General features: G+C 59.3%; 20 protein-coding genes. 8 read left to right on the top strand and 12 right to left on the bottom strand.

Features of this window, described 5'->3' with window-relative positions; all coding sequences use genetic code 11:
• Positions 1–20 precede the first annotated feature (20 nt).
• The 3 genes from ACEVJK_RS07730 to ACEVJK_RS07720 all read right to left on the bottom strand — a co-directional run bounded on the left by ACEVJK_RS07730 (position 21) and on the right by ACEVJK_RS07720 (position 2,449).
• The gene (locus ACEVJK_RS07730) at positions 21–893 is read right to left on the bottom strand and encodes a DegV family protein (protein WP_186851881.1); all 873 of its coding nucleotides are present in this window, start codon (positions 891–893) and stop codon (positions 21–23) included.
• Between the two features lie 57 nt (positions 894–950).
• Positions 951–1,487: a DUF1836 domain-containing protein gene (locus tag ACEVJK_RS07725; protein WP_186851882.1), complete on the bottom strand. Its 537-nt coding sequence runs from the start codon at positions 1,485–1,487 to the stop codon at positions 951–953.
• 74 nt (positions 1,488–1,561) lie between these two features.
• Entirely contained in the window at positions 1,562–2,449 is an 888-nt protein-coding gene (locus ACEVJK_RS07720) for a hypothetical protein (protein ID WP_374740329.1), read from the bottom strand.
• A 182-nt stretch (positions 2,450–2,631) separates the two neighbouring features.
• Here ACEVJK_RS07720 and ACEVJK_RS07715 point away from each other — a divergent pair, with 182 nt between their 5' ends.
• Both ACEVJK_RS07715 and ACEVJK_RS07710 read left to right on the top strand, forming a co-directional pair.
• A complete protein-coding gene (locus ACEVJK_RS07715) occupies positions 2,632–5,256 on the top strand; it encodes an NYN domain-containing protein (RefSeq protein ID WP_374740386.1) in 2,625 nt (874 codons plus the stop codon).
• Positions 5,257–5,292: 36 nt separating this feature from the next.
• The gene (locus ACEVJK_RS07710) at positions 5,293–6,348 is read left to right on the top strand and encodes an NADH:flavin oxidoreductase (protein WP_262669728.1); all 1,056 of its coding nucleotides are present in this window, start codon (positions 5,293–5,295) and stop codon (positions 6,346–6,348) included.
• A 164-nt stretch (positions 6,349–6,512) separates the two neighbouring features.
• Here the strand turns inward: ACEVJK_RS07710 and ACEVJK_RS07705 are convergent, their stop codons facing one another.
• Positions 6,513–7,574, bottom strand: a complete 1,062-nt coding sequence (locus ACEVJK_RS07705) for a stalk domain-containing protein (protein ID WP_186851885.1) — start codon at positions 7,572–7,574, stop codon at positions 6,513–6,515.
• 281 nt (positions 7,575–7,855) lie between these two features.
• Here ACEVJK_RS07705 and ACEVJK_RS07700 point away from each other — a divergent pair, with 281 nt between their 5' ends.
• The gene (locus tag ACEVJK_RS07700; protein WP_147571646.1) at positions 7,856–9,049 is read left to right on the top strand and encodes a coenzyme F420-0:L-glutamate ligase; all 1,194 of its coding nucleotides are present in this window, start codon (positions 7,856–7,858) and stop codon (positions 9,047–9,049) included.
• Between the two features lie 392 nt (positions 9,050–9,441).
• Positions 9,442–9,621 carry a hypothetical protein gene (locus tag ACEVJK_RS07695; protein ID WP_147571645.1) on the top strand — a complete coding sequence of 60 codons (180 nt, stop codon included), beginning with the start codon at positions 9,442–9,444 and terminating at the stop codon, positions 9,619–9,621.
• 180 nt (positions 9,622–9,801) lie between these two features.
• On the opposite strand, the gene ACEVJK_RS07690 is transcribed toward ACEVJK_RS07695, so the two are convergent.
• The 3 genes from ACEVJK_RS07690 to ppdK form a co-directional block, all read right to left on the bottom strand.
• Positions 9,802–11,172 (bottom strand): aldehyde dehydrogenase, encoded by a 1,371-nt coding sequence (locus tag ACEVJK_RS07690; RefSeq protein WP_374740328.1) that lies wholly within the window; start codon positions 11,170–11,172, stop codon positions 9,802–9,804.
• Positions 11,106–12,383: an iron-containing alcohol dehydrogenase gene (locus tag ACEVJK_RS07685; RefSeq protein ID WP_374740327.1), complete on the bottom strand. Its 1,278-nt coding sequence runs from the start codon at positions 12,381–12,383 to the stop codon at positions 11,106–11,108. Before ACEVJK_RS07685 ends, ACEVJK_RS07690 begins: the two co-directional genes overlap by 67 nt.
• A gap of 247 nt (positions 12,384–12,630) precedes the next feature.
• Positions 12,631–15,264, bottom strand: coding sequence for a pyruvate, phosphate dikinase (ppdK, locus tag ACEVJK_RS07680; protein ID WP_262669723.1), 2,634 nt, complete (start codon positions 15,262–15,264; stop codon positions 12,631–12,633).
• A 573-nt stretch (positions 15,265–15,837) separates the two neighbouring features.
• On the opposite strand from ppdK, the gene ACEVJK_RS07675 reads away from it, so the two are divergent.
• Entirely contained in the window at positions 15,838–16,122 is a 285-nt protein-coding gene (locus ACEVJK_RS07675; RefSeq protein WP_186852146.1) for a DUF1294 domain-containing protein, read from the top strand.
• Positions 16,123–16,176: 54 nt separating this feature from the next.
• Here ACEVJK_RS07675 and ACEVJK_RS07670 read toward each other — a convergent pair whose 3' ends face one another.
• The 4 genes from ACEVJK_RS07670 to rlmB are packed head-to-tail and all read right to left on the bottom strand — an operon-like array spanning position 16,177 to position 20,020.
• The gene (locus ACEVJK_RS07670) at positions 16,177–16,698 is read right to left on the bottom strand and encodes a GNAT family N-acetyltransferase (protein WP_186851889.1); all 522 of its coding nucleotides are present in this window, start codon (positions 16,696–16,698) and stop codon (positions 16,177–16,179) included.
• A 33-nt stretch (positions 16,699–16,731) separates the two neighbouring features.
• Positions 16,732–19,008, bottom strand: a complete 2,277-nt coding sequence (locus ACEVJK_RS07665) for a hypothetical protein (protein ID WP_374740326.1) — start codon at positions 19,006–19,008, stop codon at positions 16,732–16,734.
• Between the two features lie 28 nt (positions 19,009–19,036).
• A complete protein-coding gene (locus ACEVJK_RS07660; RefSeq protein ID WP_186851891.1) occupies positions 19,037–19,207 on the bottom strand; it encodes a hypothetical protein in 171 nt (56 codons plus the stop codon).
• A gap of 27 nt (positions 19,208–19,234) precedes the next feature.
• Positions 19,235–20,020, bottom strand: coding sequence for a 23S rRNA (guanosine(2251)-2'-O)-methyltransferase RlmB (rlmB, locus tag ACEVJK_RS07655; protein ID WP_262669719.1), 786 nt, complete (start codon positions 20,018–20,020; stop codon positions 19,235–19,237).
• Positions 20,021–20,291: 271 nt separating this feature from the next.
• Here rlmB and ftsH point away from each other — a divergent pair, with 271 nt between their 5' ends.
• The 3 genes from ftsH to ACEVJK_RS07640 all read left to right on the top strand — a co-directional run bounded on the left by ftsH (position 20,292) and on the right by ACEVJK_RS07640 (position 24,157).
• The gene (gene ftsH, locus ACEVJK_RS07650) at positions 20,292–22,502 is read left to right on the top strand and encodes an ATP-dependent zinc metalloprotease FtsH (protein ID WP_374740325.1); all 2,211 of its coding nucleotides are present in this window, start codon (positions 20,292–20,294) and stop codon (positions 22,500–22,502) included.
• A gap of 71 nt (positions 22,503–22,573) precedes the next feature.
• Positions 22,574–23,419, top strand: coding sequence for a hypothetical protein (locus tag ACEVJK_RS07645; RefSeq protein ID WP_374740324.1), 846 nt, complete (start codon positions 22,574–22,576; stop codon positions 23,417–23,419).
• Between the two features lie 51 nt (positions 23,420–23,470).
• Positions 23,471–24,157: a hypothetical protein gene (locus ACEVJK_RS07640; protein ID WP_374740323.1), complete on the top strand. Its 687-nt coding sequence runs from the start codon at positions 23,471–23,473 to the stop codon at positions 24,155–24,157.
• Between the two features lie 218 nt (positions 24,158–24,375).
• Here ACEVJK_RS07640 and ACEVJK_RS07635 read toward each other — a convergent pair whose 3' ends face one another.
• Positions 24,376–25,308 carry a lysophospholipase gene (locus ACEVJK_RS07635; protein WP_374740322.1) on the bottom strand — a complete coding sequence of 311 codons (933 nt, stop codon included), beginning with the start codon at positions 25,306–25,308 and terminating at the stop codon, positions 24,376–24,378.
• Positions 25,309–25,408 lie beyond the last annotated feature (100 nt).

The following is a 25,408-nucleotide window of genomic DNA, read 5'->3' as shown; positions in this document are numbered from 1 at the left end:
CTCTGCGGCGTAGGGTGTGGTCAGCGCTCAGAACCTACATAAAACAGAGCCACCACGCCCGGACCAGTGTGGGCGCCGATCACAGGGCCCACATAGTTGATATAGATGGTCTGGACCCCAAAGCGGTCCCGCACCATCTGAGCCACCATTTCGGCGTCCTCCAAACAGTCGCCGTGGCTAATGAACACGGTCTGGTCGGCGGGGTCAACAGCGGTCAGCTCCATCTTATCCACCAGGGCCTTCAATGCGGCGGCACGGCCACGGGTCTTGCCGATGTTGATGAGATGACCCTCGTCGTCCACATGGATAATGGGCTTGATTTGAAGCATGGAGCCCACGACGGCGGTGGTGGCGGAGATACGGCCGCCCCGCTTCAGAAAGTGGAGGTCGTTCACCGTCACCTGGTGGCAGATAGATAGCTTATGGCTCACCACCCAGTCCCGGACCTCCTCGATGGAGCGGCCCTTCCGCTGTTCCTGAACGGCCAGCCACACCAACATGCCCTGTCCCAGGGAGGCACACAGGGTATCCACAGTATACACCTTGCGCTCAGGGTATTTTTCCCGCAATTCATCCACCGCGATGGCCGAGGAACTGAAGGTGGTGGACAGACCGGAGGAGAAAGCCAGGATTAGGATATCCTGTCCCGCCTGGAGTAAGGGCTCAATGAGCTCCGTATACTGGGCTACGTTGACCGCGGAAGTGGTGGCGGTATGGCCGTTCCGCAGCAGCTCGTAAAACTGGTGGGGGTCCATCTCCCGGTTGTCGGGGTAGTTATGGTAGATCTTTTCGTCCATCTCAAAGCTGAGCGGCAGGACCTGAACGCCCAGATCTCGAACCATATCGGCGCTGAGATCGGCAGAGGAGTCAGTAAGGATAACAAAGTCTGACATAATAAACACGCTCCTTGGGAAGAGGATAAGAAATGGGGAGAAGATGTCTTCAACAGGTCATTTCTTGGGCTTTTTGTGTTCCGCCGGTCCGAAGGACTGGAGGATATCCAGGATCCGGGCACAGGCCAGCTGGTTGGCATAGCTCCGCAGGGCCAGGTCTAGAGCGATGCGGGGCAGATCCTCTCGCTGGGCATCGGCGTCAAAGCTCTGGGCAGTATCGGTCAAAGCCCGGTCCAGAGCGGAACAGAAGTAGTTGTACAGCGCCTCTGGGTCCTGCCCTTTGGCCTTACGGCCAGCACTGATAAGAACGCCGGTATCCCGGACAGAGAGTACCTTTTTCAGGGCGCACACCGCAGTGAGGTAGCCCAGGTGGACCGGGCCGTACCGCTTGCCGTCCGCACGGGGGACCAACCCGTCCTTGATATAGTTGTTGACCATGGCGGAGGTCAGGGACTCCCCCTCGCCAAAGCGGATCAGCTGCCGGGGCATATAGGCGATGATCTGGTCCATATACAGGGCCAGGTCCGGCAACTCCTCCCAGGGGGTGGGACGCTCCCGCTCCATACGGTCCTTGAGATCCAGCAGTTCCTCCACAGAAATGGCCTCCTTTTTGATTATGATTATCATTATGCTATCATAAAGCGGAAAAAATTACAACGGAATATTTGCTACTGGCCCATGCGTCGGCGCAGCCGCTCCAGCGCCTCCTTGTACCGGGTGGAACGGAGCCCAGGGAAGGCCTTGAACAGCCGGTGCTGGCCAAAGCTGTCCCGGTCCAGCAGCTCCTGAATACTCTCCTTCCAATCCTGAAGCTGGCGGCGGTATTGCTCCCGGCGCTCCTCCAAATGATCCTGAAGGTCTTCCCTGAAATCGCCCAGGTCCTCCCGCAAGCCCTCCTGGCGCTGGGCAAGGCGGTCGGTGAGCTCCTCCAGTTCCTCCTTCCACTCGGATCCTTTCTCAGCGGCATCCAGCACTCGCTCGGCCAGGTCCTCTCCAAAATCGTTGGAGGCGTCCTTGATTTTGGCAGCCAGCTGGTCCAACTGAGAGAGGCGGCGGTTGAGCTTGGCGATGGTACGGACCGTGGCGGCCAGGTCCACCGCCATGACAGCGGCCAGAAGGGCCAGCAGCGTCCAGCCAAGTCCCCTTGGTACCAGCCGGATGACCAGTAGGACTGAGGGGTGGAGGAGCTTGACTACGAACAAGCAGGCCAGACCCCAGGCAATGGAAAACCGGAGACAAATATAGCCGTTGAGGTTGAAGGGCTGGTCAGAGTAATCCCACCAGCGCTGGTGAAATATTTTTTCCAGCACAAAGCCAGTGGCCCATTCCAGAGCGGAGGTCAAGACAACGGAACTCAGGAACAGCAGCAGGAGGTTGCTCTTCAGAGGCTCCAGAAAGGCCAGCACGATGACCACTCCAAAGCCGTAGACAGGGCACCAGGGGCCGTTGAGAAATCCCCGGTTGACAAAGCGGCCCGTGACCAGGGCGGCATAGCTGACCTCGGTACACCAGCCCAGAAAGGCGTAGACGAAAAAGATAAATAAAAATTGATACACAGGGGACCTCCTGCCAATGCTATCTATGGTAAGAACGACATAGTATACCGCATTTCTATGTAAAAGTCCAGAGAAAGTAGCCGGAAAGTGGAAAAAATGGGAAGGGAACTACCTTGACAGTGGACCGGGGACATTGTATGCTGGATAAAAATGAGAAGTGCGGAAGGCGGGACAGCCATAAAATGAGAAGGATCGTAATGGGGGTTTTGGCCCATGTGGATAGCGGCAAGACCACACTCTCCGAGGGGCTGCTGTATCTGAGCGGTGCCCTGCGGAAGCTGGGGCGGGTAGATCATCAGGACGCCTTTCTGGATACAGATACTCAGGAGCGGGAGAGAGGCATCACCATCTTCTCCAAGCAGGCGGAGTTCTCCTATGGGGGAACAGCCTTCACCCTGCTGGACACCCCAGGGCATGTGGATTTCTCCGCGGAGATGGAGCGATCTCTCCAGGTGCTGGACTGCGCCGTTTTGGTGGTCAGCGGCACTGACGGCATCCAGGGCCATACCCGCACGCTGTGGAAGCTGTTGGACAAGCACAAAATACCCACGTTTCTATTTATAAACAAGATGGACCTGGCGGGCAGCGACCGAGACGCCCTGCTGGCCCAGCTCCAGGCCAGACTGGACAGCGGCTGCCTGGATTTCTCTCGGGGGATCGGATCAATTCAAGAGGATCTAGCCGCCTGCGACGAGGCGCTATTGGAACACTATCTGGAGGGAATGGAAGTCACAGAGGAGGATGTGGCCGATCTGGTGACCCGTCGGCTCATCTTTCCCTGCTTCTTTGGCTCCGCGCTCAAGCTGGAGGGGGTGGGGGAGCTGCTGGACGGCCTGGCTACTTACGCCTCTGCTCCCCAGTATGGTCCGGAGTTTGGGGCGCGGGTGTTCAAGATCGCCAGGGACGGCAGCGACCGGCTGACCTATGTGAAGGTCACCGGCGGCACGCTCCGGGTCCGGACCGCTTTGGGAGGAGAGGGCTGGCAGGAGAAGGTCAACCAGATCCGGATCTACTCCGGACCCAAATATCAGACTGTGGACGAGGCGCCAGCTGGCACGGTGTGCGCCCTGACCGGCCTGACCCATACCCGGCCTGGGGATGGGCTTGGAGGGGAAGCCGGGCGGTGGGAGCCGGAGCTGGAGCCACCTCTCACCTACCAGGTGATCCTGCCCCATGGGTGTGATGTCCACGCCATACTGCGGAACCTTCGGCAGTTAGAGGAGGAGGACCCCCAGCTCCGGGTGGTGTGGAACGAGGCTCTGGGAGAGATACATCTCCGACTTATGGGCGAGATACAGCTGGAGGTGATGACCCGTCTGATCCGGGAGCGGTTCGGGGTGGAGGTGTCCTTCGGAGCTGGATCCATCGTTTACCGGGAGACGATCTCTGGCCCAGTGGAGGGGGTAGGCCACTTCGAGCCCCTGCGCCACTATGCCGAGGTACACCTGCTGCTGGAGCCGGGAGAGCGGGGAAGCGGGCTGCGCTTTGCCTCCTCCTGCTCGGCGGACCAACTGGACCTGAACTGGCAGCGGTTGATTCTCACTCATCTCGAAGAGAAGGAACACCTGGGAGTGCTCACCGGCTCCCCCATAACGGACATGAAGATCACACTGGTGGCCGGCCGGGCCCATCTGAAACACACCGAGGGGGGCGACTTCCGCCAGGCCACCTACCGAGCGGTGCGCCAGGGGCTGATGCAGGCGGAGAGTATTCTGCTGGAGCCCCATTACGAATTCCAACTGGAGCTGCCCCCGGACTGTGTGGGCCGGGCCATGACCGACCTCCAGGCCATGGGGGGCATTGTGGACGCCCCAGAACAGGAGGGAGAGCTGGTCCTCCTCTCCGGTCACGGGCCGGTGGCTGGCCTGCGGAACTACTGGCGGGAGGTGGCCTCCTACACCCGAGGCCGTGGCCGCTTAAACTGTGCGCTTCGGGGCTATGAACCCTGTGCTGACCAGGAGAGCATCGTTGCCCAATTTAGCTACGACCCGGAGCGGGATGTGGAAAATACCCCCGACTCTGTGTTCTGTTCCCATGGGGCAGGCGTCAACGTGAAATGGAGCGAGGTACGGGACCATATGCACGTGGACAGCGGCCTGCGCCTAGGGCTGGAGCGCCCACGGCAGGCTGAGGCCCCTCCCGTCGGCAGACAGCGGACCTACTCTAGCGGAAGTCTGGAGCAGGACAAGGAACTCCAGGCCATTTTCGAGCGGACCTATGGCAAGGTGGAGCTGCGGGCCTTCCAACCCCAGAAAAAGCCGGCGCGGACCAGCCTCAGCGACGAGAAGTACGCCATCCGTGCCCAAAAGACTGGGCCGGAGTACCTGCTTGTGGACGGATACAACATCATTTTCGCCTGGGAGGAGCTGAAGCGGATAGCGCAGCAGGACGTGGCTGCCGCCCGTTCTACGCTGGCTGATATCCTGTCCAACTACCAGGGCTTTCGAAACTGTGTGGTCATTTTGGTCTTTGATGCCTATAAAGTGAAGGGGAACCCAGGCTCGGTGGAAAAGGTCAACGGTATCTATGTGGTGTACACCAAGGAGGCGGAAACTGCCGACGCCTATATTGAAAAAACGACCTATGACCTGGGGAGAGACCATCGGGTGCGGGTGGCCACCTCCGACGGGCTGGAGCAGATGATCATTCTGGGCCACGGGGCTCTGCGCCTGTCCGCCAGAGCCTTCAAGGCGGAGGTGGAGGAGAGCCAGGGGCAGATTGCCAAGCTGGTGGCCCAGCACAACCAGGGAAACCGGGAGTGGAACAAGCTGGGGCGCACTGCCCGTATTACTGGGAAAGACCTGTAAGCCCACAGGAATATTTGGATGGATGGTGAGGAGTGTATGCATTACAAACTGTTTGAAACGGCCCGGCTTGGGCCTCTCCACTTAAAAAATAGGACGGTCCGTTCAGCGACCAATGAGCACCTCTCGACCCTGGATGGGCAGATCACGCCAGCCTGGGTCCAGGTGCAGAGGGAGTTAGCCGAGCGAGAAGTAGGTCTTATTATTACTGGCCATATGACGGTAGACCGCTCTCAGCGCGCCGACGAGGGACAGGTGGTGTTGGACCGGCGGATTGACCACAGCCTGTTGCGCCAGGCCGCGGAGGAGGTACACCGGGCTGGCGGCCGGATTGTGGCCCAGATCAGTCACAGCGGACTGAAGGGAATGGAGAGAGTCAACGGATGCCGTCCAAAGGGACCGGATGATTTTACGGAGGAAGAGCTGGACCAACTGGTAGAGCAGTTCATTGACGGAGCACGGATATGTCAGGCGGCCGGACTGGACGGGGTGCAGGTCCACCATGCCCACGGCTATCTCCTGTCCAATTTTCTGAACCCCCAGGAGAATCACCGGACAGACAGCTATGGCGGCTGCCTGGAGAATCGCTTCCGCCTGCCGGCAAGAATTCTGGCTGGCGTGCGCGCGGCCTGTGGGCCGGAGTTCGCGCTGCTGGTCAAGGTGGACTCCAATGGATGCGGAGATTTGCGTGCTCTTCTGCGGCTCTGCCAGGGGGCCGGCGTAGACGGAATAGAGATCAGCGGACTTGATTTTGCCACCCGGGCAGGGGAGAAAAAGCCATTCTTTCTCCATGAGATCATGGAGGCCAGAGAGGGCGTTGAGGTGCCGCTGATTCCAGTAGGAGGAGTTTTCTCCCGTAAGACAGCGGAACAGGTGCTGGAAGCCGGGTTCCCCTTTGTGTCATTTAGCCGAAGCCTGATCTGCCAGCCTGATTTTATCTCCCGTATGAAGGAAAATCCAGAGGCGGAGAGCCGCTGCTTTGCCTGTAATGGGTGTTATAAAATTTATCGCCAGCGCCCTGTACGCTGCGTACAGCACACACAGCCGCTCAAACAACTGGAAATAGTATTCGGGCCGTACCACCAAAAGGACTAGGCAAATAAAATCTTATGTTAATAAACCTGGCATCACCCCGTGTGTGTACCTGTGTTTGGAGTCTCACTTGTCAGCCCCCAGCGGGCCGGACGTTGGAAAAGGGAGCCGCTTCACCAGGAAGCGGCTCCCTTTTTGTATGATCTATTTCTTGATTCAGGCTCAAATCACTCAATGATAAGATTGGTGCCCTCCAGGGTGACAGTCCTGCCCAGCATCTTGAAGATCTCGGCGGGCGCCCAGGTGGTGCCAGGGGCGACCACATAGGGGGCCTTGCCATAGTCCAGGGGGCCGGTGGCGCCTACGGCCCCTTCAATCTTAGTAACGCCGGTGATGATCTGCCGGTCCAGGTACAGGCTGACCCGGAACTGGTCGCTCTCCACGGTGACCAAAGCGCCCTCGTCTGTATTGGGGGTGTAAGTCACGTCCAGGCCCAGAGCCTGGGCGACGGCGGCCACGGGAACCATAGCCACGCCGCTCTCATAGCGGCCTACCATGTTGGGTACTTTGCCGTCCAACTCCATAGTCAGCTGGGCGCCCTCCTCAGGCTTGGGCAGATCCTCGGCCTTAGCGGGCAGGAGCATGATATGGCTGGCGCCACTCTGACCGGGGTAGGAGGTGAGTACGATATCGTACCAGGCCATGATGCGGTCACCGGCCTGGATATCAGCCAGGGCGGGGGCGTCCCCCTCGTAGGCGGACAAGCCGGCATCTACGGATACGGAGAGAATGAGTCCTCCATTGTCCACAGAGAACTTCACAGAGCCATCCTCCTGGGACACCACATTATTTACGACGTGGTAGTGGGGCGCACCCATATCTTGGGGCACGTTAACGACCACGGCGAAGGCGGCGGACTGGGGAGGGAGAGAGCGGGTGGAGACGTGGCTGTGGTACACATACAGTCTGTCGCCCACCTTCACCGTGGAGGGATCAGCGGCGGTTTTATTTCCAGCGTCTACCCATACGGTGTCTGGGGAGAGATTCATCACATACTGTCCATGGGCCTCAGACTCCATAGTCAAGCGGGAAATGGTTCCGTCCTCCTCCGTGGAGATGGCGGACACGGTTCCGTAGTAAAGCGCGCTGTCTGTCATGGCGATGTCCTCCACAGGGGCGGAGATTGGAATGATATCAGACTGGCCTGCCGGCTGTGCGGCCAGCGCGTGGGCGCCCATCAACCAGACGACGGCACCGCTCAGTACGACGGCGGTTAGCTTCTTGTTCATTATAATCGCTCCTTTTCCTTTTTGTGGGGCGTTCCTGTCCCTTTGCTTTTAATAGACGTATTAGGGAGAGAAAAGTTCCCGCACAGTCCAAAAAATTTTTTGGCCGTCCATTTGCACAGAGGGGCGGCGCCTTTGTCCGTGAAACTTTGGATGCCAAAGAAGCCCAGGGAGAGCTATTTTTTATTTACTTTTTGAACATTTCTTGCTATACTAAAAAATTGGGGGCAGATGTTCCCCATCTGATGAAATGATACACATGAAACGATAAGGAGTGTTCCAACATGAGTCGTATGGTCGGTACCGTTTCCCGCGGCCTGCGGGCCCCTATCATCCGCAGCGGTGATGACCTGGTGGAGATCGTCACCAATTCCGTGCTGGAGGCGGCCGCTGACGACGGATTCGCCATCCGGGACCGTGACGTGGTTGCCATGACTGAGGCTATCGTGGCCCGCTCCCAGGGCAACTATGCCTCGGTGGACAATATTGCCGGCGATGTGAAGGCCAAGCTGGGCGGCCAGACTGTGGGCGTTGTCTTCCCCATTCTCAGCCGCAACCGCTTTGCCATCTGCCTAAGGGGCATCGCCAAGGGGGCCAAGAAGATCGTCCTGATGCTCAGTTATCCCTCGGACGAGGTGGGCAACCACTTGGTCAGTTTGGATGCCTTGGATGAGCGCGGCGTGGACCCCTATAAGGATGTCCTGTCTCTGGAGAAATACCGGGAACTGTTCGGCTATGAGAAGCACCCCTTCACCGGCGTGGACTATGTGGAATACTATCAGCAGCTGATTCGGGAGAGCGGCGCTGAGGTGGAGGTAATCTTTGCCAACGATCCGCGAGCTATCTTGGGATACACCAAGAATGTGCTGTGCTGTGACATCCACACTCGTCAGCGCACCAAGCGTCTGCTAAAGCAGGGCGGGGCGGAGAAGGTCTTTGGCCTGGACGAGATTATGACTGCCCCAGTTGACGGCAGCGGCTATAACGCCAAGTACGGCCTGCTGGGCTCCAACAAGGCTACGGAGGACCAGGTCAAGCTATTCCCCCGGGAGTGCCAGGATCTGGTGGAGGCCATTCAGAAGAAGCTGCTGGAAAAGACTGGGAAGCATGTGGAGGTCATGGTGTACGGAGACGGCGCCTTCAAGGATCCGGTGGGCAAGATCTGGGAGCTGGCCGACCCGGTAGTATCTCCCGCCTATACCGCCGGTCTGGAGGGGACCCCCAACGAGCTGAAGCTGAAGTATCTGGCGGATAACGACTTTGCTGACCTGTCCGGCGATGCCCTGAAGGAGGCCATTAAGGAACGCATTCACAAGAAGGACGGCGACCTGGTGGGCCAGATGGTGTCTGAGGGCACCACCCCCCGCCGCCTGACGGATCTGATTGGCTCCCTGTGCGACCTGACCTCCGGCTCCGGCGACAAGGGAACTCCTATCGTCTATATTCAGGGCTATTTTGACAACTATACCACGGAGTAAAATTGAGCAGTAAAAAAGCCCCGCCAGTCATGACTGGCGGGGCTTTTTTACTGCTGGATAAGTTCTTGGCGCAAAGTCAAATAATCATCTTCCAATGCGGTGAATCTGGATGACAGTTTGTCGCAGTGTTTGGAAAAGTCGATGGCCTGAGGAGAGCTTAGTCCATAGTCATCCGCCATTTTTCCAGTCCCTTTTGGGCAAGCCTGAGTTCGGAGCCGACACTCGAGAGCTTTTTGCCCAGGCGGACAAGTTGTTGCAACTTTTCGACGATACTCAACCCCTTTCACATTTTTTCAACATTATAAAGTGATATCACTTAGCTGTCAATAGACCGTATATATTTGTGTGTTATTACACTATTATATATTCGAAAATAGAAAGGGGCGGGCAATATGGCCACTATCAAACGAGTGTTTACGTTGCGTATGTCGGACGATGTATTTGATAGGATCGGGGTCCTGGCTACGGCTGAACACCGCTCTATGACGAATTATATTGAATATGTACTGCTGAAGCACCTTGACGAATACGAAAAAGAAAATGGCCCAATCGAGCGCGGAAAGAACATGTAACCCCTTCGAATGATTCGACCATAATAAAAAACACCCATCTGAGTAAAATTAGATGGGTGTTTTTGTTATCAGATTTCATCCGCAATGGCCTTTGTCCTGCTGGCGGCTTCGGACCCGCAGGAGCAAAACCACAAATGCGGGCCGCCCTGGGCCATAAGAGGCCTCGGAAAGAGGACGGTTTCAGCGCAGAAAGAGGCGAAGCAGCTTCTCCTGAAGGGCGGTATATGGTGCATAGCGCACCGGCAGGTCCATCCAGGTGGACTTCTTCACAACGCTTTTCTGGTGGGAGAAGGTATCAAAGCTCAGTTTGCCGTGGTAGCTGCCCATGCCGCTGTCACCCACACCTCCAAAGCCCATCCGGCTGGTAGCCAGATGGATAATGGTGTCGTTGACGCAGCCCCCGCCAAAGGGGACTTGGCGGAGGAACCGCTCCTGGGCGGCCCGATCCTCGGAAAACAGATATAGGGCCAGGGGATGGGGGCGGCTGTTGATGAACTCCACCGCCCGGTCCAGGGTGTCATAGGTGAGGACAGGGAGCAGGGGGCCGAAAATCTCCTCCTGCATTACCGGGTCCTCCGGGGACACACCGTCCAAGATAGTGGGCTGTATTTTCAAGGCGTCCGGGTCCCCCCGGCCGCCATAGACCACCTTGGCCGGGTCAATGAGGCCCATCACCCGGTCATAGTGCTTGCGGTTTATCATCCGCACATAGCCCTGATTGTCCAGGGGATCCTGCTCATACATGGCGGTCATCCACTTTTTGACATGGGATAGAAATTGGTCCTTCACCCGGCCATCGATGAGCAGATAGTCAGGGGCCACGCAGGTCTGGCCGCAGTTGAGCAGCTTGCCGAATACCAGCCGCTTGGCAGCCAGGTCCAGCTTGGCGGTGGCGTCCACCACGCAGGGGCTTTTGCCCCCCAACTCCAGGGTGACGGGGGTGAGGTGGCGGGCCGCCTTGGACATGACCTCCCGCCCCACGGCCACCCCGCCGGTAAAAAAGATATAGTCAAATTTTTGGTCCAGCAGGGCCTGGTTTTCCGCCCGGCCTCCCTCTACCACACAGACGAATTCCGGGGGAAAGCACTCCGCCAGGATGGCGCGGATGAGGTTGGAGGTGGCGGGGGAGTAGGCTGAGGGCTTCACCACACAGCAGTTGCCCGCGGCGATGGCCCCGATGAGGGGCTCCAGGGTCAGCATAAAGGGGTAGTTCCAGGGGGACATGATAAGGACCACTCCATAGGGCTCGGCCACCGTGAAGCTTTTGGCGTGGAACTGGGCTAAGGGGGTGGCTGCCTTTCGGTCCCGCATCCAGCGGGCCAGGTGCTTCCTTACATAGTTCAGCTCGGCCAGGGTCATCCCCACCTCACACATATAGCTCTCGGTGGCAGACTTGTTCAGGTCGGCCGCCAGGGCGCTATTGATGTCCGCCTCATGGGCCAGAATGGCCTGACGCAGCTTGTCCAAAGCCCGCCGGCGGACAGCTAGGCTAAACGTCTGGCCAGTTTGGAAATGGGCCCGCTGGTCCTGGACGAGGGTTTGGATATCCATGGGGACGCCTCCTTTGCCATCAGCTTTTGATACATGACCTCCAACTCCTGACGATCCATGAGCCGGGGTACGGGATAGAGGGGATTGCACTCCTGGTCCGCATGGCGGGCCATAGCGGGGATATCTTCGGCCCGGAGCTCGGCAATCGTCTCCGGGATGCCCATGGTCCGATTGGCCTCTTTGATCCAGGCGATGAAGGCCAGGGCGCTCTGCTGGGCAGAGTCCCCCTCCTGGGCTAGCCCAGCCGCTTTGGCCAGCTTACCCAGTTTTTCCCAGCAGGCGGGGCCGTATTCCTCCAGAAAATAGGGCAGGATGACGGCGTTAGCCAGCCCGTGGGGGATGCCGTACTGGCCTCCCAGGGAGTGGGCCAGCCCGTGGACATAGCCCACATAGGATCGGGTAAAGGACACACCAGCGCAGTAGGCGGCCCGGAGCATGGCCCGGCGGGCCTCCAAATCCGTGCCATCGGCAAAGGCCCGGGGCAGATTGTGGACGATGAGGCGGGCGGCCTCCTCGGACATAGCTTGGGTCAGCTTGGTAGTGGTCTGGCCGATGTAGGACTCAATGGCATGGGTCAGGGCGTCCATTCCTGTGGTAGCGGTAATAAAGGGGGGCAGGCCCAGGGTGATCTTCGGGTCCAGCACCGCGTAGTCGGGGATGAGGGCAAAGTCGTTGATGGGGTACTTGTGCTTTTTCTCCGGGTCAGTAATGACAGCGGCCAGGGTGGCCTCGCTTCCCGTACCGGCGGTGGTGGGAACAGCAATCGTCAAAGGGGTGGGCACAAGCACCCGCAGCAGGCCCTTCATTCTCCGCACCGGCTTATGGGGCCGAGCGATCCGGGCCCCCACGCCCTTGGCGCAGTCCATGACCGAGCCACCGCCCACGGCGATGATGGCCTGGGCTCCGCTGTCCAGATAGAGCTGCCGGCCCTCCTCCACATTTTGGATAGTGGGGTTGGGCACAGTGCCGTCATAGACAGCGCAGATGATGCCTTCCTCGGCCAAGGACTTCTCCAGAGGGGCCGTAAGGCCCAGGGAGCGGACGGAACGGTCGGTGACCAACAGGACGGAGCCCACCCCACTCCATTTGAGTAGCGGAGGGATGGAGTCCAGTCCGTCCAACTGTTTGGGCTCCCGGTAGGGGAGAAAGGGGAGCGCCAGCCGGAAGGCCAGCTGAAAAGCGCGGCAGGTAAGCTTTTTCAGAGGATGCATAGTGATATCAAATCCTACTTCTTCAAAATTGAACGGACTGATGATACCACTGTTCCGGGGGAGCGTCAATCAATTTAATTAAAAAAATTGAAATAATTTTTGGTGAACAGGCTACCGGGAAAGGAAACGGACAGGGGAGAACCTTGCCGGGAATAAGGCGGAACCAAAGAAACAGGCACACCGTCCACTGGACGGTGTGCCTGTTATTCTTATTGGAGAGAACCGGATTCAGAAACCAGGGGAGGAATCAGGCGCGGGGATTCTTAATCGCGGCCTGGGCAGCGGCCAGACGGGCGATGGGCACCCGGAAGGGGGAGCAGGACACATAGTCCAGCCCGGTGTTGTGGCAGAACTCCACAGAGGAGGGGTCGCCGCCGTGCTCGCCGCAGATGCCCAGCTTCAGGTCGGGGCGGGTCTGACGGCCCAGCTTGGAGGCCATCTCCACCAAGCGGCCTACGCCGTTCTGGTCCAGGCGGGCGAAGGGGTCGCTCTCATAGATCTTGCTGGAGTAGTAGGACTCCAGGAACTTGCCGGCGTCGTCACGGGAGAAGCCGAAGGTCATCTGGGTCAGGTCGTTGGTGCCGAAGGAGAAGAACTGGGCCTCTTTGGCGATTTCGTCGGCAGTGAGGGCGGCACGGGGAATCTCGATCATAGTGCCCACCAGGTACTTCATGTCGGAGCCGGCGTCAGCGATCAGCTGGTCGGCCACCTTGACCACCACGTTCTTGACGAAGGCCAGCTCCTTGACCTCGCCTACCAGGGGGATCATGATCTCGGGGACCATCTTCCAGTCGGGGTGCTTGGCCTGGACATTGAGGGCGGCCTTGATGACAGCCCGGGTCTGCATGGCGGCGATCTCAGGATAGGTGACCGCCAGACGGCAGCCGCGGTGGCCCATCATGGGGTTGAACTCGTGCAGGCTGGCGATGATGGCCTTGATGTCGGCCACGCTCTTGCCCATATCCTGGGCCAACTGGGCGATATCGGCCTCCTCGGTAGGAACAAACTCGTGCAGCGGGGGATCCAGGAAACGGATGGTCATGGGACGGCCCTCCAGAGCCTCGTACATGGCCTCAAAGTCGCCCTGCTGCATGGGCTCAAGCTTGGCCAGAGCCTTCTCACGCTGCTCCACGGTATCGGAGCAGATCATCTCCCGAATGGCGGGGATACGGTCGGCTTCAAAGAACATATGCTCGGTGCGGCACAGGCCGATGCCCTCGGCGCCGAACTTGACGGCCTGGGCGGTATCACGGGGGTTGTCGGCGTTGGTGCGGACCTTCAACTGGCGGAACTTATCAGCCCAAGCCATGATACGGCCAAACTCGCCGGAAATAGAAGCGTCCACAGTGGGGATGGCCTCACCGTAGATGTTGCCGGTGGAGCCGTCCAGGCTGATCCAGTCGCCCTCACGGTAGGTGCGGCCGTCCAGCTCAAACTGCTTGTTGGCCTCGTCCATCTTGATGGCGCCGCAGCCAGACACGCAGCAGGTGCCCATGCCGCGGGCTACCACGGCGGCGTGAGAAGTCATACCACCACGGACAGTGAGGATGCCCTGGGAGGCGACCATGCCCTCGATATCCTCGGGGCTGGTCTCCAGACGGACCAGACACACCTTCTCACCCCGCTCGGCCCAAGCCTTGGCGTCGTCAGCGGTAAAGACGATCTTGCCGCAGGCGGCGCCGGGGGAGGCGGGCAGGGCGGTGGCCACGGGGGCGGCCTTCTTCAGAGCGGCGGGGTCGAACTGGGGATGGAGCAGGGTGTCCAGGTTGCGGGGGTCGATCATGGCAACAGCCTCCTGCTCGCTGATCATACCCTCATCCACCAGATCGCAGGCGATCTTCAGAGCGGCGGCGGCGGTGCGCTTGCCGTTACGAGTCTGAAGCATATAGAGCTTGCCGTTTTCTACGGTGAACTCCATGTCCTGCATATCCCGGTAATGGTTCTCCAGGCGCTGGCACACGTCCTGGAACTGGGCAAAGGCCTCGGGGAACTTGTCGGCCATCTCCTGGATGGGCATGGGGGTGCGAACGCCGGCCACAACGTCCTCGCCCTGGGCGTTGGTCAGGAACTCGCCCATCAGCTTCTTCTCGCCGGTGGCGGGGTTACGGGTAAAGGCAACGCCGGTACCGCAGTCGTCGCCCATGTTGCCGAAGGCCATGGACTGGACGTTGACGGCGGTGCCCCAGCTGCCGGGGATATCGTTCATGCGGCGGTACACGATGGCACGGGGATTGTTCCAGGAGCGGAAGACGGCCTTGATGGCGCCCATCAGCTGCTCCTTGGGGTCGCTGGGGAAGTCGGAGCCGATCTTGGACTTGTACTCGGCCTTGAACTGGCTGGCCAGCTCCTTCAGGTCGTCAGCGGTGAGCTCCACGTCCTGAGTGACGCCCCGCTGTTCCTTCATCTTGTCAATGAGCTCCTCAAAATACTTCTTACCCACTTCCATGACAACGTCGGAATACATCTGGATGAAGCGGCGATAGCAGTCCCAAGCCCAGCGGGGGTTATTGGACTTCTTGGCAATGACATCCACCACGTCCTCGTTCAGACCAAGGTTCAGGATGGTGTCCATCATACCGGGCATGGAGGCCCGGGCGCCGGAACGGACAGAAACCAGCAGGGGGTTGTCCAGATCGCCGAACTTCTTGCCGGTGATCTCCTCCATCTTGACGATATACTCCATGATCTGAGCCTGGATCTCGTCGTTGATCTTTTCGCCGTCCTCATAGTACTGGGTGCAGGCCTCGGTGGTGATGGTGAAGCCCTGGGGCACAGGCATACCAAGGCTGGTCATCTCGGCCAGGTTGGCGCCCTTGCCGCCCAACAGCTCCTTCATCTTGCCGTTGCCTTCGGAGAAGAGGTACACGAATTTCGTTGCCATTTGTAAACTTCATTCCTTTCTTCTTACGCGACGACGATCTGCTGCCGCCCGGACCTAGCCCGAACAGAACTGGCGCAACGCCGCCACCATTTCCTCCCAGATATCTTTTCCATGGGAGCGTACAATAATTTTGCTGACGAATCATTATACCATTTGCAGGAAATATTGCAACAGCTTTTTTGCTGAAAAAACATTAAAATGAGAAAAAAGAGCTAAAAGGACAAAAAAATATTTAGTTTTCTGTAAAACGGAATAAAAAGGATGGACATGATGACGAAGTAAACAAATAGAGAAAAATAAAATGGGAAAACATGGGTAAAGGGGAGGGGAATTAAAGCAAAGAAAATTAACACAAGAAGAATGGATGAAAAAGGATGATTAAGGTCTAGCTAAAAAGTAAAACAAGAGAAAAAATCTTGACCAAAGGGAAAATAATTCCCCGTGGGACAGTTCTGGCAGGGAGGAGGTCCAAAAGAGCTGGGGAGCCGCGGGAGAGCGGGTTGCAAAGGGAGAGAAAAAGAGGTACACTGTACCCCGATATAAGCCGACATGGCGAAAGAGAGGGGGAGAGCGATGGCCCCGGAGCTTGTACAGCTTGTGATCCTGTACCTGATGGCAGTCAACCTGGCTGCCTTCTTTCTGATGGGGGTGGACAAGAGAAGGGCGGTAGGGAAAAAATGGCGTATCTCGGAAAAGACTCTGTTTTTGCCCGCCGTGCTGGGCGGCGCCCTGGGCGGGCTGCTGGGGATGCGCTTTTTCCACCATAAGACGAGGCACTGGTATTTCCGCTGGGGATTCCCTCTGCTGCTGGTGGTCCAGCTTTTGCTGGTGGTCCTGGCCTTGCGGCAGGCGGCCTAATAAAGAGCGGCGGGGACACCCTTGGGTGTCCCCGCCGCTCTGTTCTATCTCCGATTACAGCTTCTTCTCGTAGCAGTTCAGGATCTCATGGATAAATCCCTGGAAGAAAAACTCGGCGGCCCCAGCCAGCCGGTAGCCCAGACGGGCATACATGAGATTGGCAGGGGTGTTGCCCTCCGGGGTATCTAACCGGATGACAGATTTTCCCTGGCGGCGGCTCTCCTCCTCACAGAAGGCGACCAGTTCCCGGCCCTTGCCCCGGCCAGACCAGTCCGGGTGGACCATCAGGGTGTGGATCACGGCCACCTGGTCCGGCGGGGCCTGAAACTGCCAGGGGATCTGGGCATACTCCGGAAGCTGGATGCCGTTGAGGATAAAGGTGCCGTAATACTTCCCATCCTCCCCGGCCAGCCAGAGGGTGTGCTCCTCCATGGCACGGCGGGCGTGGTCCAGAGTGGGATACTTGCCCCGCTGCCAGTTGGTGAAGGATACGGGGCGGGCCTCCTCCAGAGTCAGGATGGCGTCATAGATGGCGTCGACGGCGTCCAGGTCGTCAGCACAGGCCAGTCGGATCAAAAGGATCACCTCATTCGTTCAGATCAGGTCCCATCAGTAGCGGTGGACCCACCCGGACAGGAACCATACCGGGAACAGCCAGGTGAGCATGAAAACGAGCAGATTCAGAGGGGAAAGGGAGGAATAGGCGGATACAGAGGTGAGATAGGCGGCCAGCAGCAGACCCAGCAGGGAGCCGGCACAGCAGAGAATGGCGCCCAGCCGGGTTGCCCACCGCAGTCGCTTGGCGGCCGTCACAGCCTCGGCAAAGGGAAACAGCCCCTCCCGGCACAACAGAGCGGTGAGGACATCGCTGTGGGGCTGCTCCGGATCGGACAGCTCCCGCCGCCGTTCCACCGGAGGAAAGTCCATTTTGTCCGCCGCCAGCTTGAAACGCTGGTGAAGCATGGCGGGGATCAGATTAAAATCACGGGTGGCCAGCACAGGGCCGATCTTCTCACGCATCAGCTCCTCCAGAGCGGGGAAAATGGTGTCGTGGAGGGAATAGCTCAAGGCAAAGATACCGGCCAGCTCCCCGTTGATGGCACAGAACACGGCGCTCTTTACGTTTAACCCCTGAGGGAGGGGAATATCCATCAGATTCATAAAGGCTGCGGAACCTACCAGCACTTGGTCTCCGCGGATATTGGCGGACAGGCCGCCCCCCTCGTAGCAGCACAGGTGGTCGGCATTCCGCATCAGGCCTCCCAGAGCGCGGAGATGGTCGTGGAACAGCTTGGTCAGGCCGCTGCCGGAGTCCCGGATGAGAGTGGCTGTATAGGCCACCACCCGCTCCATAGGGAAGTTGCCCAACACCTTCACTCCGTTGAGTTCTACATAGCCGGGGGGGAACAGATCGGTATCCGTGATGAGAACTCGGTCCCCCCTCCGGGAGCGGGAGATGCCTGGCCAGCCAGCCAGGGCGGCACCGCTTTGGGCCAGACGCCGGGCCAGCTTGTGGAAGGAGCGGCCGTAGATCAAGCTTCCTCCAAAGGCGGAGGTGGCGGTAAAGGTGGCGGACAGACACCATAACAGATGCTCAGGCTGGCCGATCCCCACCGAGGTCAACAGAGAAAGCAGCAGGCAGCCCAGCAGCAGCAGGGGGCAGAAGCGGCGAAAAATACGCTGGGCTCCATCGTCAGCCTGGATCTGGCTGCCAAATCCCTCCTGGGTGCCGGACCATTTGGTATAGGTGTCCAGGCCGTTCCATTTCCCCTCGTCCAGGGTGACCCGATAGGGAGTGGCGGAGGCGGCCGCGGTTCGGCAGGAGAGCCGCAGGCCGCACCGCTTGTGATAGGCTCCGTGGAGCAGGAAGAACAGGCCGGCCAGGGCCACCGCGCTGTATGGCAGCTGATTTCCACGAGAGGGGTGGAGAGCCAGCACAGCGCCGTCCGCCAGAGTGGCGGCGCAGGAGAGGGCCGCCAGAACATCCATCCCAAGCCTGCCATGGAAGGCCCGACCAATGGCGGACACCAGCGCGTCACCGGCCAGCAGTACGCCCGCAGCCAGCAGGCCTACGGCGATCCAACGCTGGATGGACAGGTCGTCCAGAGGGGGGAGCCATACAAGTCCCAGGGCGGGTACCAGCAGTTGGACCAGGGAGAGGGCAAAGAGGAGGAACACAGCCAGTACCCGCAGCCGGGCCCCGCCCAATCCCTTGTGATAGCTCCGGGCCAGCTCCTGGGGGTCCGTGTCCGGGGGAGGGGGGTCCTGGGGCCTGGGACGGCGGGACCGGGGGACCTCCTCCGGCTCCTCCTCCCGGTCCGTGCCTGGAATCAGCTTCTCCAGGCGGCGGACCTCGGAGTGGTCGATGGCCTCGTCCTCCTCAAACATATGGTCCGCATAGTCGTCGGCCTTTTTGCCCAGGTCCTTGAGAAAAGCGGATAGGACGCTCTCCTCCTCCGGAAAAGGAATCACTTCTTTGTCAGCTGCCGGGCCGTCCAACTGCTCCTCTGGCTCCTCACTGGGGAGAGAAGCCTCGTCGGGAGGCAGCTCCTCCTCGTCAGGCAGCTCCTCCTCGTCAGGCAGCTCCTCCTCATCAGGCAGCTCCTCCTCATCAGGAGGCTGCTGTACCTGGCCCCCGGGAAAGGCAACTACCTTCCCCTCACGCCGGGAGGTGCGGGGAGCCTCCGGCCAGGGAAGGTCAGGTCCCTCCGGCTCCCGCTCCTTTTTGGGGGGAACAGGGACCGCACCCCGGCCCGGAAACTTGCCGGACCCGTATTCCGCCAAAATATCTTCCAGAGAGAAACCGCCTGTGTCCGTGTCCCCGATGAGGGAGCGGATCTCCGCCAGGTCGTCCTCGTTTCGTTTTTTATCGTCGCGGTCGCTCATGGGAGGCTCCTTGAAATTTGAAATTCAGTCACTGGTTACGATGGATGGCGCTCAAGAGGAATCCACCCATGGTGGCAATAGCAAATACTACGGCGCCCGCACCCGGGATGGCCAGCAGGCTCCCGACGAGGTACCCGACGACAGCCATTGCGATGGTGCAAATAGCGGCCTCCAACCCGTTAAAAGGCTTAATTGGCATCATAGAAAATTCCTCCTGCAAGTCTGACTAATTGCCTGTTCGCTGGCGGACAGCCTCATACAGCAGGACCGCGGCGGCGGCGGAGGCGTTCAGGGAATTGATCTTGCCGAACATAGGGATGGAAACGGTGAAGTCACAGCTCTCTCCCACCAGGCGGCCCATCCCCTCCCCCTCGCTGCCGATGACGATGGCGGCAGGGCCCTTCAGGTCGGCATGGTACAGGGAGGTGGACCCATCCATGGCGGTGCCGAATACCCAGACTCCCGCCTCCTTCAGTTCCTTCAGCACAGTGGGCAGATTGGCCACCCGGGCGACAGGAACGTGGGCCACAGCCCCGGCTGAGGTCTTAGCGACCACGGCGGTCAGACCGGCAGACCGGCGCTTGGGGATGATGACTCCGTGGGCGCCGGCGGCGTCGGCGGTACGGATGACCGCCCCCAGGTTGTGGGGGTCGGATAGCTCGTCACATACTACGATAAGGGGGGGCTCGTCCTTATCCCGGGCGGCGGCTAGGATGTCGTCCACAGAGGCGTACTCCCGAACGGCGGCCTGGGCGATGACTCCCTGGTGGGAGTGGGTTCGGCTCATATTGTCCAGCTTCCGCCGGTCGGCGTCTACCACTACGATGCCCTTCTCCCGGGCGGCGGAGGCGATATGCCCCAGGGCCGAGTCACGCTCGCCCTTGAGTAGAAATATTTTGTCGATGGCCACGTCGGCTCTCAGGGCCTCGATGACCGCGTTGCGGCCCTCAATGATGCCGTCGTTCTCCGTTTCCACAGGGGCGGAGCGGCGCAGAGGCGGTCTATTATTCATGGGGCAGTTCCCTCCGATGTCAAAATTTCCAACGATAAAAAACAGTATATCATATTTAGGCGAAAGGGGGAAGTCAAAAATACAGGACGTGGAAAAAACCGATCGGGGATCGAGGGGCGCCGCGGTCCGGGCAGACTCCCTTACCTTTTACAGAAAGTTTACACCCGCTTTTCTTGTTTTTAAAGTGCGGATGTGGTATGATACCATTTAGTCCTAAATGTGATTTGGACAGAAAAGAGAAAATCAAGCAGAAAATTGGAGGTATTCTCCTTTGAAACCAGATAAGGGAAACAACAAAAAGAACACGTTGGGCCTCATCAGCATTATTATGTGGGCCCTGGTACTGACCATGCTGTTCAAAAGCTGCACCTCATCCTATGCCAACGCCAACCAAGTCCAGGTGGATTACTCCATCTTCCGCCAGTGGGTGGTGGCAGAGCTGGTGGAGTCCGTGCGGATGGAGAGCGGCGAGTACGTCATCACCCTGAAGGAAGGAATGGAGGAAGAGGCTGAGGCCTATCTGCCCCAGGAAGAGGAGCGGGACCAGGGAATCTTTGCTGGAATGCAGATCCCCCTCCGGGGCCAGAACCAGGAGAAGGAATATGTCACAACCCCGCCCCCAGTATCCGACCTGAGCATCTACGACCTGCTGGATGAGCACGGGGTGACCAACTACGGCAGCGACCCGGTAGACAGCTCTGCCTATATTCTGTCCCTGCTCATCTCCACACTGCTTCCCATCCTGCTGTTGGTGGGCGCTATGATGTTCCTGTTCCGCGGGGTAGGCGGCAAGGGAGGAATGGGCGGCCTGGGCGGCGTGGGCAAGGCCAACGCCAAGGTGTATGTGGAGAAGAAGACCGGTGTTACCTTCCGGGATGTGGCCGGCCAGGATGAGGCCAAGGAGTCCCTCCAGGAGATCATCGATATTCTCCACAACCCCGGTAAGTACACTGAGATCGGCGCCAAGCTGCCCAAGGGCGCCCTGCTGGTGGGCCCTCCGGGTACTGGTAAGACCCTGCTGGCCAAGGCCGTGGCCGGCGAGGCCGGCGTCCCCTTCTTCTCTATCAGCGGCTCCGACTTTGTAGAGATGTTCGTGGGCGTGGGCGCCAGCCGTGTCCGTGACTTGTTCAAAGAGGCCAGCAAGATGGCCCCCTGTATCATCTTCATCGATGAGATTGACACCATCGGCAAGTCCCGCGACAACCGCATGGGGGGCAACGACGAGCGGGAGCAGACACTGAACCAGCTGCTGGCCGAGCTGGATGGCTTTGACCCCGGCAAGGGCGTCATCGTCCTGGGAGCTACCAACCGGCCCGAGGTGCTGGACAAGGCTTTGCTCCGCCCCGGCCGTTTCGACCGGCGCATCACCATCGACCGGCCTAATCTGGCCGGACGTCTGGCCACCCTCCAGGTCCACACGCGAAACATCCGTCTGAGCGAGGACGTGGACCTGAAGAAGATCGCCTTAGCTACCGCCGGCACTGTGGGCGCTGACCTGGCTAACTTGGTCAACGAGGCGGCCCTCCGGGCTGTCCGCCACGGCCGCCGCATGGTGACCCAGGAGGACCTGCTGGCCTCCTTCGAGTTTGTCATCGCCGGCAGTGAGAAGAAAAATTCTGTGCTCACCCAATTCGAGCGCAAGCTGGTGGCTTACCACGAGGTGGGCCACGCCATGGTGGCCTATAAGCAGAAGAACGCCGAGCCGGTGCAGAAGATCACCATTGTCCCCCACACCGAGGGCTCTCTGGGCTATACCCTCTTGATGCCCGAGGAGGACAAGACCAACCTGCGGACCAAGGAAGAGCTTATGGCCAAGATATCTGTTTCCATGGGCGGCCGGGCCGCTGAACAGGTGGTGATGGATACCATGACCAACGGCGCCTCTCAGGATATCCAGGAGGCTACCAATATCGCCCGGAACATGGTGGCCATGTTCGGTATGAGCGAGGAGTTCGGCATGATGGCCCTGGGCTCGGTCCGTAACCAGTATCTGGACGGGGGCTACGGCCTGGACTGCGCCCAGGATACCGCGGCTGTGATGGATAAGGCGGTCAAGGCAATTTTGGACGTTTGCTACGAGGACGCTGTAAAGGTTATCCAGGAGAACCTGGAGGATATGCACAAGGTAGTGTCCTATCTGCTGGAGAAAGAGACCATCACTGGCGGCGAGATGGTGGCCATTATCGAGGGCCGGGATCCCGCTCTGGTGGAGGACGCCTACGCCTCTACCCGCAAGAGCGAAAAGGCGTTCCGCCCCTCCGTACCGGATGTGATCGAGGCGCCGGCCAAGCACATCCATATCGTCAGCGAGGAGGTCAAGCCTCCCGCTCTGGACGAAGGGGAGGCCAGCGGCCGTCAGCCTGAGGGGGAGGGCACAGAGGAGCGAAAGGACTCTGAACCTACCGCTCCCGCTGGTCAGGGACCGGCGGAAGAACAGGAGCACGCCCCGTCTCAGGACGAGGATACCAAGGACCAGACCTGATGAACGGGACGCCTCGGAGAGCGTAAGCTCTCCGAGGCGTCTTACCTCTTTTGTATCAAGGGGGCAGGACCGTGAAATTTGTAGAGGACCGGCGACCCACATTGGCATCCTGGCCAAAGCGTATCTATCAGTGGTCGGAGCTGCCCCAGCTTTTCCGCCCGGCTTTGGAGGAATGGCGGGGAGAAGGGCTGCCTCCCGGCAACGTGACCTATATTCCCCAAGTACGGCAGGGAGTAGGGGAGGAGGAGCACGCCGTGTCCTGGTGGCGTGGCCAGGTCCTCCTACAGACCCTGTGGCGGGGAGGGGTAACCCGGCTGCTCATCCCCCAGGGGGCGGCTGCCATCCGCTATGAGGTCCAGCTGTTGAAATGTATCCTGACCATCTACTTAAAGAATGGCGATCAAGCCTCTTTCTCCTACAACAAGGTGAAGGAGGACCAACTGCGGCCGGTGCTGTCCCTGCTGCTGGGGCGGCCCTCCGGTCTGGCCTTTCCCACCGAGCACCCAGAGCCTGAGCGGCTGGGCTGGCTGCTGGAGGAGAGCTATGGGATGTACCACACCGCCTTGCTGTGCTACCGGCTGGGGGAGCGGCTGGAGGACTGCCTGTACCTTCGGAGAAAGACGGGCGGCCTGCTCTGGCTGATCCAGAGGACCCCGGACCCGGAGTATTTTCTGGGAGTCATGAACCGGGGCCTGGCTGCTATCAGCCACGACAGCTATTCCACCTGTGTCCTGTATGCCCCCTGGGAGAGCATGGACGGCGCGGAGCTGGTGCCGGAGAGGCGGGGATACTCCCTCCAGGTGCAAGCTGCGGGAGGGAAAATGACTATCCCGGTCCAAGGGGGACAGATAGAGAAGGTCCGAAATTTTTTGGACCACTTATCTCGGGAAAATGACCAGATATCCCAATTTCATTGACCGCATAGCCCGCCTTCTGCTATCATTTTCGAAAAAGGGGGAGGGAACCTTATGGAAGGATTGGGACAGAAACGGCTGGGTGTAGGCCTGACCCTCTTGCTTCTGGTGGGGCCCCTGATTGTGTTTGTCCTCCTTTCTCTTGGTTTTCCACCAGTCATCGGCAATCTGATGGCCGCCCGCGCGATGAAGGAATATGCGGCCCAGGTCCATCCGGAGTGGAGGGCGCAGGGCCACTGGGCGGGTTATGATTTGGTGGGCGGCGGCTACTATCTCTCCTTCTCCGACGGCGGCGAGAAGCGGAGTCTGGGATATGGCGGGCTGGTCGTAGAGGATAAGGAACGGGAAGAGGCCCTGCGGAAGAAACTGGACATCGACAGTGTCATCCGCCGGACAGGGCTCTGGGTCCCGGACCAGAATATTACCATGTGGTCAGCCAGATGGAGCCCCCAGATGCCGGACGAGGCCGTCATATCCGTCGATGTGCAGTTCTATGGCGGTGTGGATGAGCCCATCCCCGATGAGGCAGTCATGCGGGAGAGAATGGCCGACCAGGCCATGTTGGCATATGAGGTCCTGGCTGCCCATTGTCCCATACACAGATTCTCTGTCCGATACCACCACAGGGGAACGGAGGGGAAACAGGGGGGGATGCTTTGGAACAGGATTACAGTGGACCTGCCCCAGGGAGAGACCGTGACCAGAGACCACATCCTGACAGGCGAGCTGGCGACAAACTGAAGGTGGAGGGATTAGGGTGGCGCCTTGTGCCCCTCTAAACCACCCGTTGTATCTCACCATCCATGATTGTCGCGGTTCCGATGAGAGCAGTATTCCTCTTCAAAGGGGAAAGACAGTAAAAGAGCGGCCGTACAGCCGCTCTTTTACTGTCGTATTTTTCTGGGCTCCCTGTACGCCAAAGGACACAAAGAGGCAAAACACTGGGGAAAAACCGGGCTCTAGTCAAAGAGCCGCTGTTCCAGCCAGACCAGCAGGTCCTCCATGACCTCCTGGCGGTTGAGCTCGTTGAACATCTCATGGCGGCCTCCGGGGTACAGCTTGACAGTCACATCCCGGCACCCGGCGGAGCGGAACATCGCCTCCACCTTCCGTACCCCCCTGCCCATGGAGCCCACGGGGTCCTGGTCACCGGACAGAAAATAGATGGGGGTGTCTACGTCCATTTTGGATAGATTTTTTTTGCTGGCGATGAACTGCAGTCCTTCCATCATATCCCGGAACATGGATACCGTGGGCTGAAAGGCGCACAGGGGGTCGTTTAAGTTGGCGTCTACCATGTCACGGTCCCTGCTGAGCCAGTCGGCGCGGGTTCGGGCGGGCTGAAATTTCTTGTTGTAGGCGCCCAGAGAAAGCTCATAGATCAGTGGGCTGACATAGTCCGGGCCCTTGAGGGCGGCCAGCCCCCCGGCGAGAAGCCGACCGAAGGCCACTAAGGGCGCCTTTTCCTGGCCGGTGCCGGAGAGAACCGCTCCATCCACCGTTCCCGGCCAGCGAATCAGATAGGTCCGAGTGAGGAAGGAGCCCATGGAGTGGCCCAGCAGCACATGGGGCAGACCGGGGAACTTTTCCCCCTCTATCTCCCGTAGGCGGCGCGCATCTTGGGTGACCAGGTCCCATCCCCCGCGGGGGGCGAAGTAACCGTATCGACCGTCGTTCACTGTGAGGCCGTGGCCCAGGTGGTCCTCGCCGCACACAACAAAGCCGTAGGCGGTGAGGAATTGGGCCAGATGCTGGTATCGCCCGATATGTTCTGCCACCCCATGGACAATCTGAATCACAGCGATAGGGCTGCTTTGGGGGAACCACTCCTGGGCGTGTATAGTATGGATGCCGTCAGAGGAAGGATAGGAGAACTCCTTGGTCTGGGTCATAGAACCGCGCTCCTTTCATCGGTATGTGGAGGATGGCGGAGGCGCGTGCGGTCTGGCCCTACCGCCCACCTTCCTGTCCAGTTTACCCCAAAGCTGAGAA

Source organism: Flintibacter sp. P01028, assembly GCF_041925235.1.
Lineage (GTDB): Bacteria > Bacillota > Clostridia > Oscillospirales > Oscillospiraceae > Lawsonibacter > Lawsonibacter aceti.
The sequence above is the reverse complement of the archived record's forward strand: the minus strand, read 5'-3'. Positions and strand labels throughout refer to the sequence as shown.

Bases quoted from the DNA above. Each gene is read 5' to 3' on its own strand.
- ACEVJK_RS07685 (WP_374740327.1), bottom strand. From the start codon at position 12,383: ATGCATCCTCTGAAAAAGCTTACCTGCCGCGCTTTTCAGCTGGCCTTC.
- ACEVJK_RS07710 (WP_262669728.1), top strand. From the start codon at position 5,293: ATGCATTACAAACTGTTTGAAACGGCCCGGCTTGGGCCTCTCCACTTA.
- ppdK (WP_262669723.1), bottom strand. From the start codon at position 15,264: ATGGCAACGAAATTCGTGTACCTCTTCTCCGAAGGCAACGGCAAGATG.
- ACEVJK_RS07675 (WP_186852146.1), top strand. From the start codon at position 15,838: ATGGCCCCGGAGCTTGTACAGCTTGTGATCCTGTACCTGATGGCAGTC.
- ACEVJK_RS07715 (WP_374740386.1), top strand. From the start codon at position 2,632: ATGAGAAGGATCGTAATGGGGGTTTTGGCCCATGTGGATAGCGGCAAG.
- ACEVJK_RS07705 (WP_186851885.1), bottom strand. From the start codon at position 7,574: ATGAACAAGAAGCTAACCGCCGTCGTACTGAGCGGTGCCGTCGTCTGG.
- ACEVJK_RS07640 (WP_374740323.1), top strand. From the start codon at position 23,471: ATGGAAGGATTGGGACAGAAACGGCTGGGTGTAGGCCTGACCCTCTTG.
- ACEVJK_RS07700 (WP_147571646.1), top strand. From the start codon at position 7,856: ATGAGTCGTATGGTCGGTACCGTTTCCCGCGGCCTGCGGGCCCCTATC.
- ACEVJK_RS07730 (WP_186851881.1), bottom strand. From the start codon at position 893: ATGTCAGACTTTGTTATCCTTACTGACTCCTCTGCCGATCTCAGCGCC.
- ACEVJK_RS07665 (WP_374740326.1), bottom strand. From the start codon at position 19,008: ATGAGCGACCGCGACGATAAAAAACGAAACGAGGACGACCTGGCGGAG.
- ACEVJK_RS07660 (WP_186851891.1), bottom strand. From the start codon at position 19,207: ATGCCAATTAAGCCTTTTAACGGGTTGGAGGCCGCTATTTGCACCATC.
- rlmB (WP_262669719.1), bottom strand. From the start codon at position 20,020: ATGAATAATAGACCGCCTCTGCGCCGCTCCGCCCCTGTGGAAACGGAG.
- ACEVJK_RS07635 (WP_374740322.1), bottom strand. From the start codon at position 25,308: ATGACCCAGACCAAGGAGTTCTCCTATCCTTCCTCTGACGGCATCCAT.
- ACEVJK_RS07690 (WP_374740328.1), bottom strand. From the start codon at position 11,172: ATGGATATCCAAACCCTCGTCCAGGACCAGCGGGCCCATTTCCAAACT.
- ACEVJK_RS07695 (WP_147571645.1), top strand. From the start codon at position 9,442: ATGGCCACTATCAAACGAGTGTTTACGTTGCGTATGTCGGACGATGTA.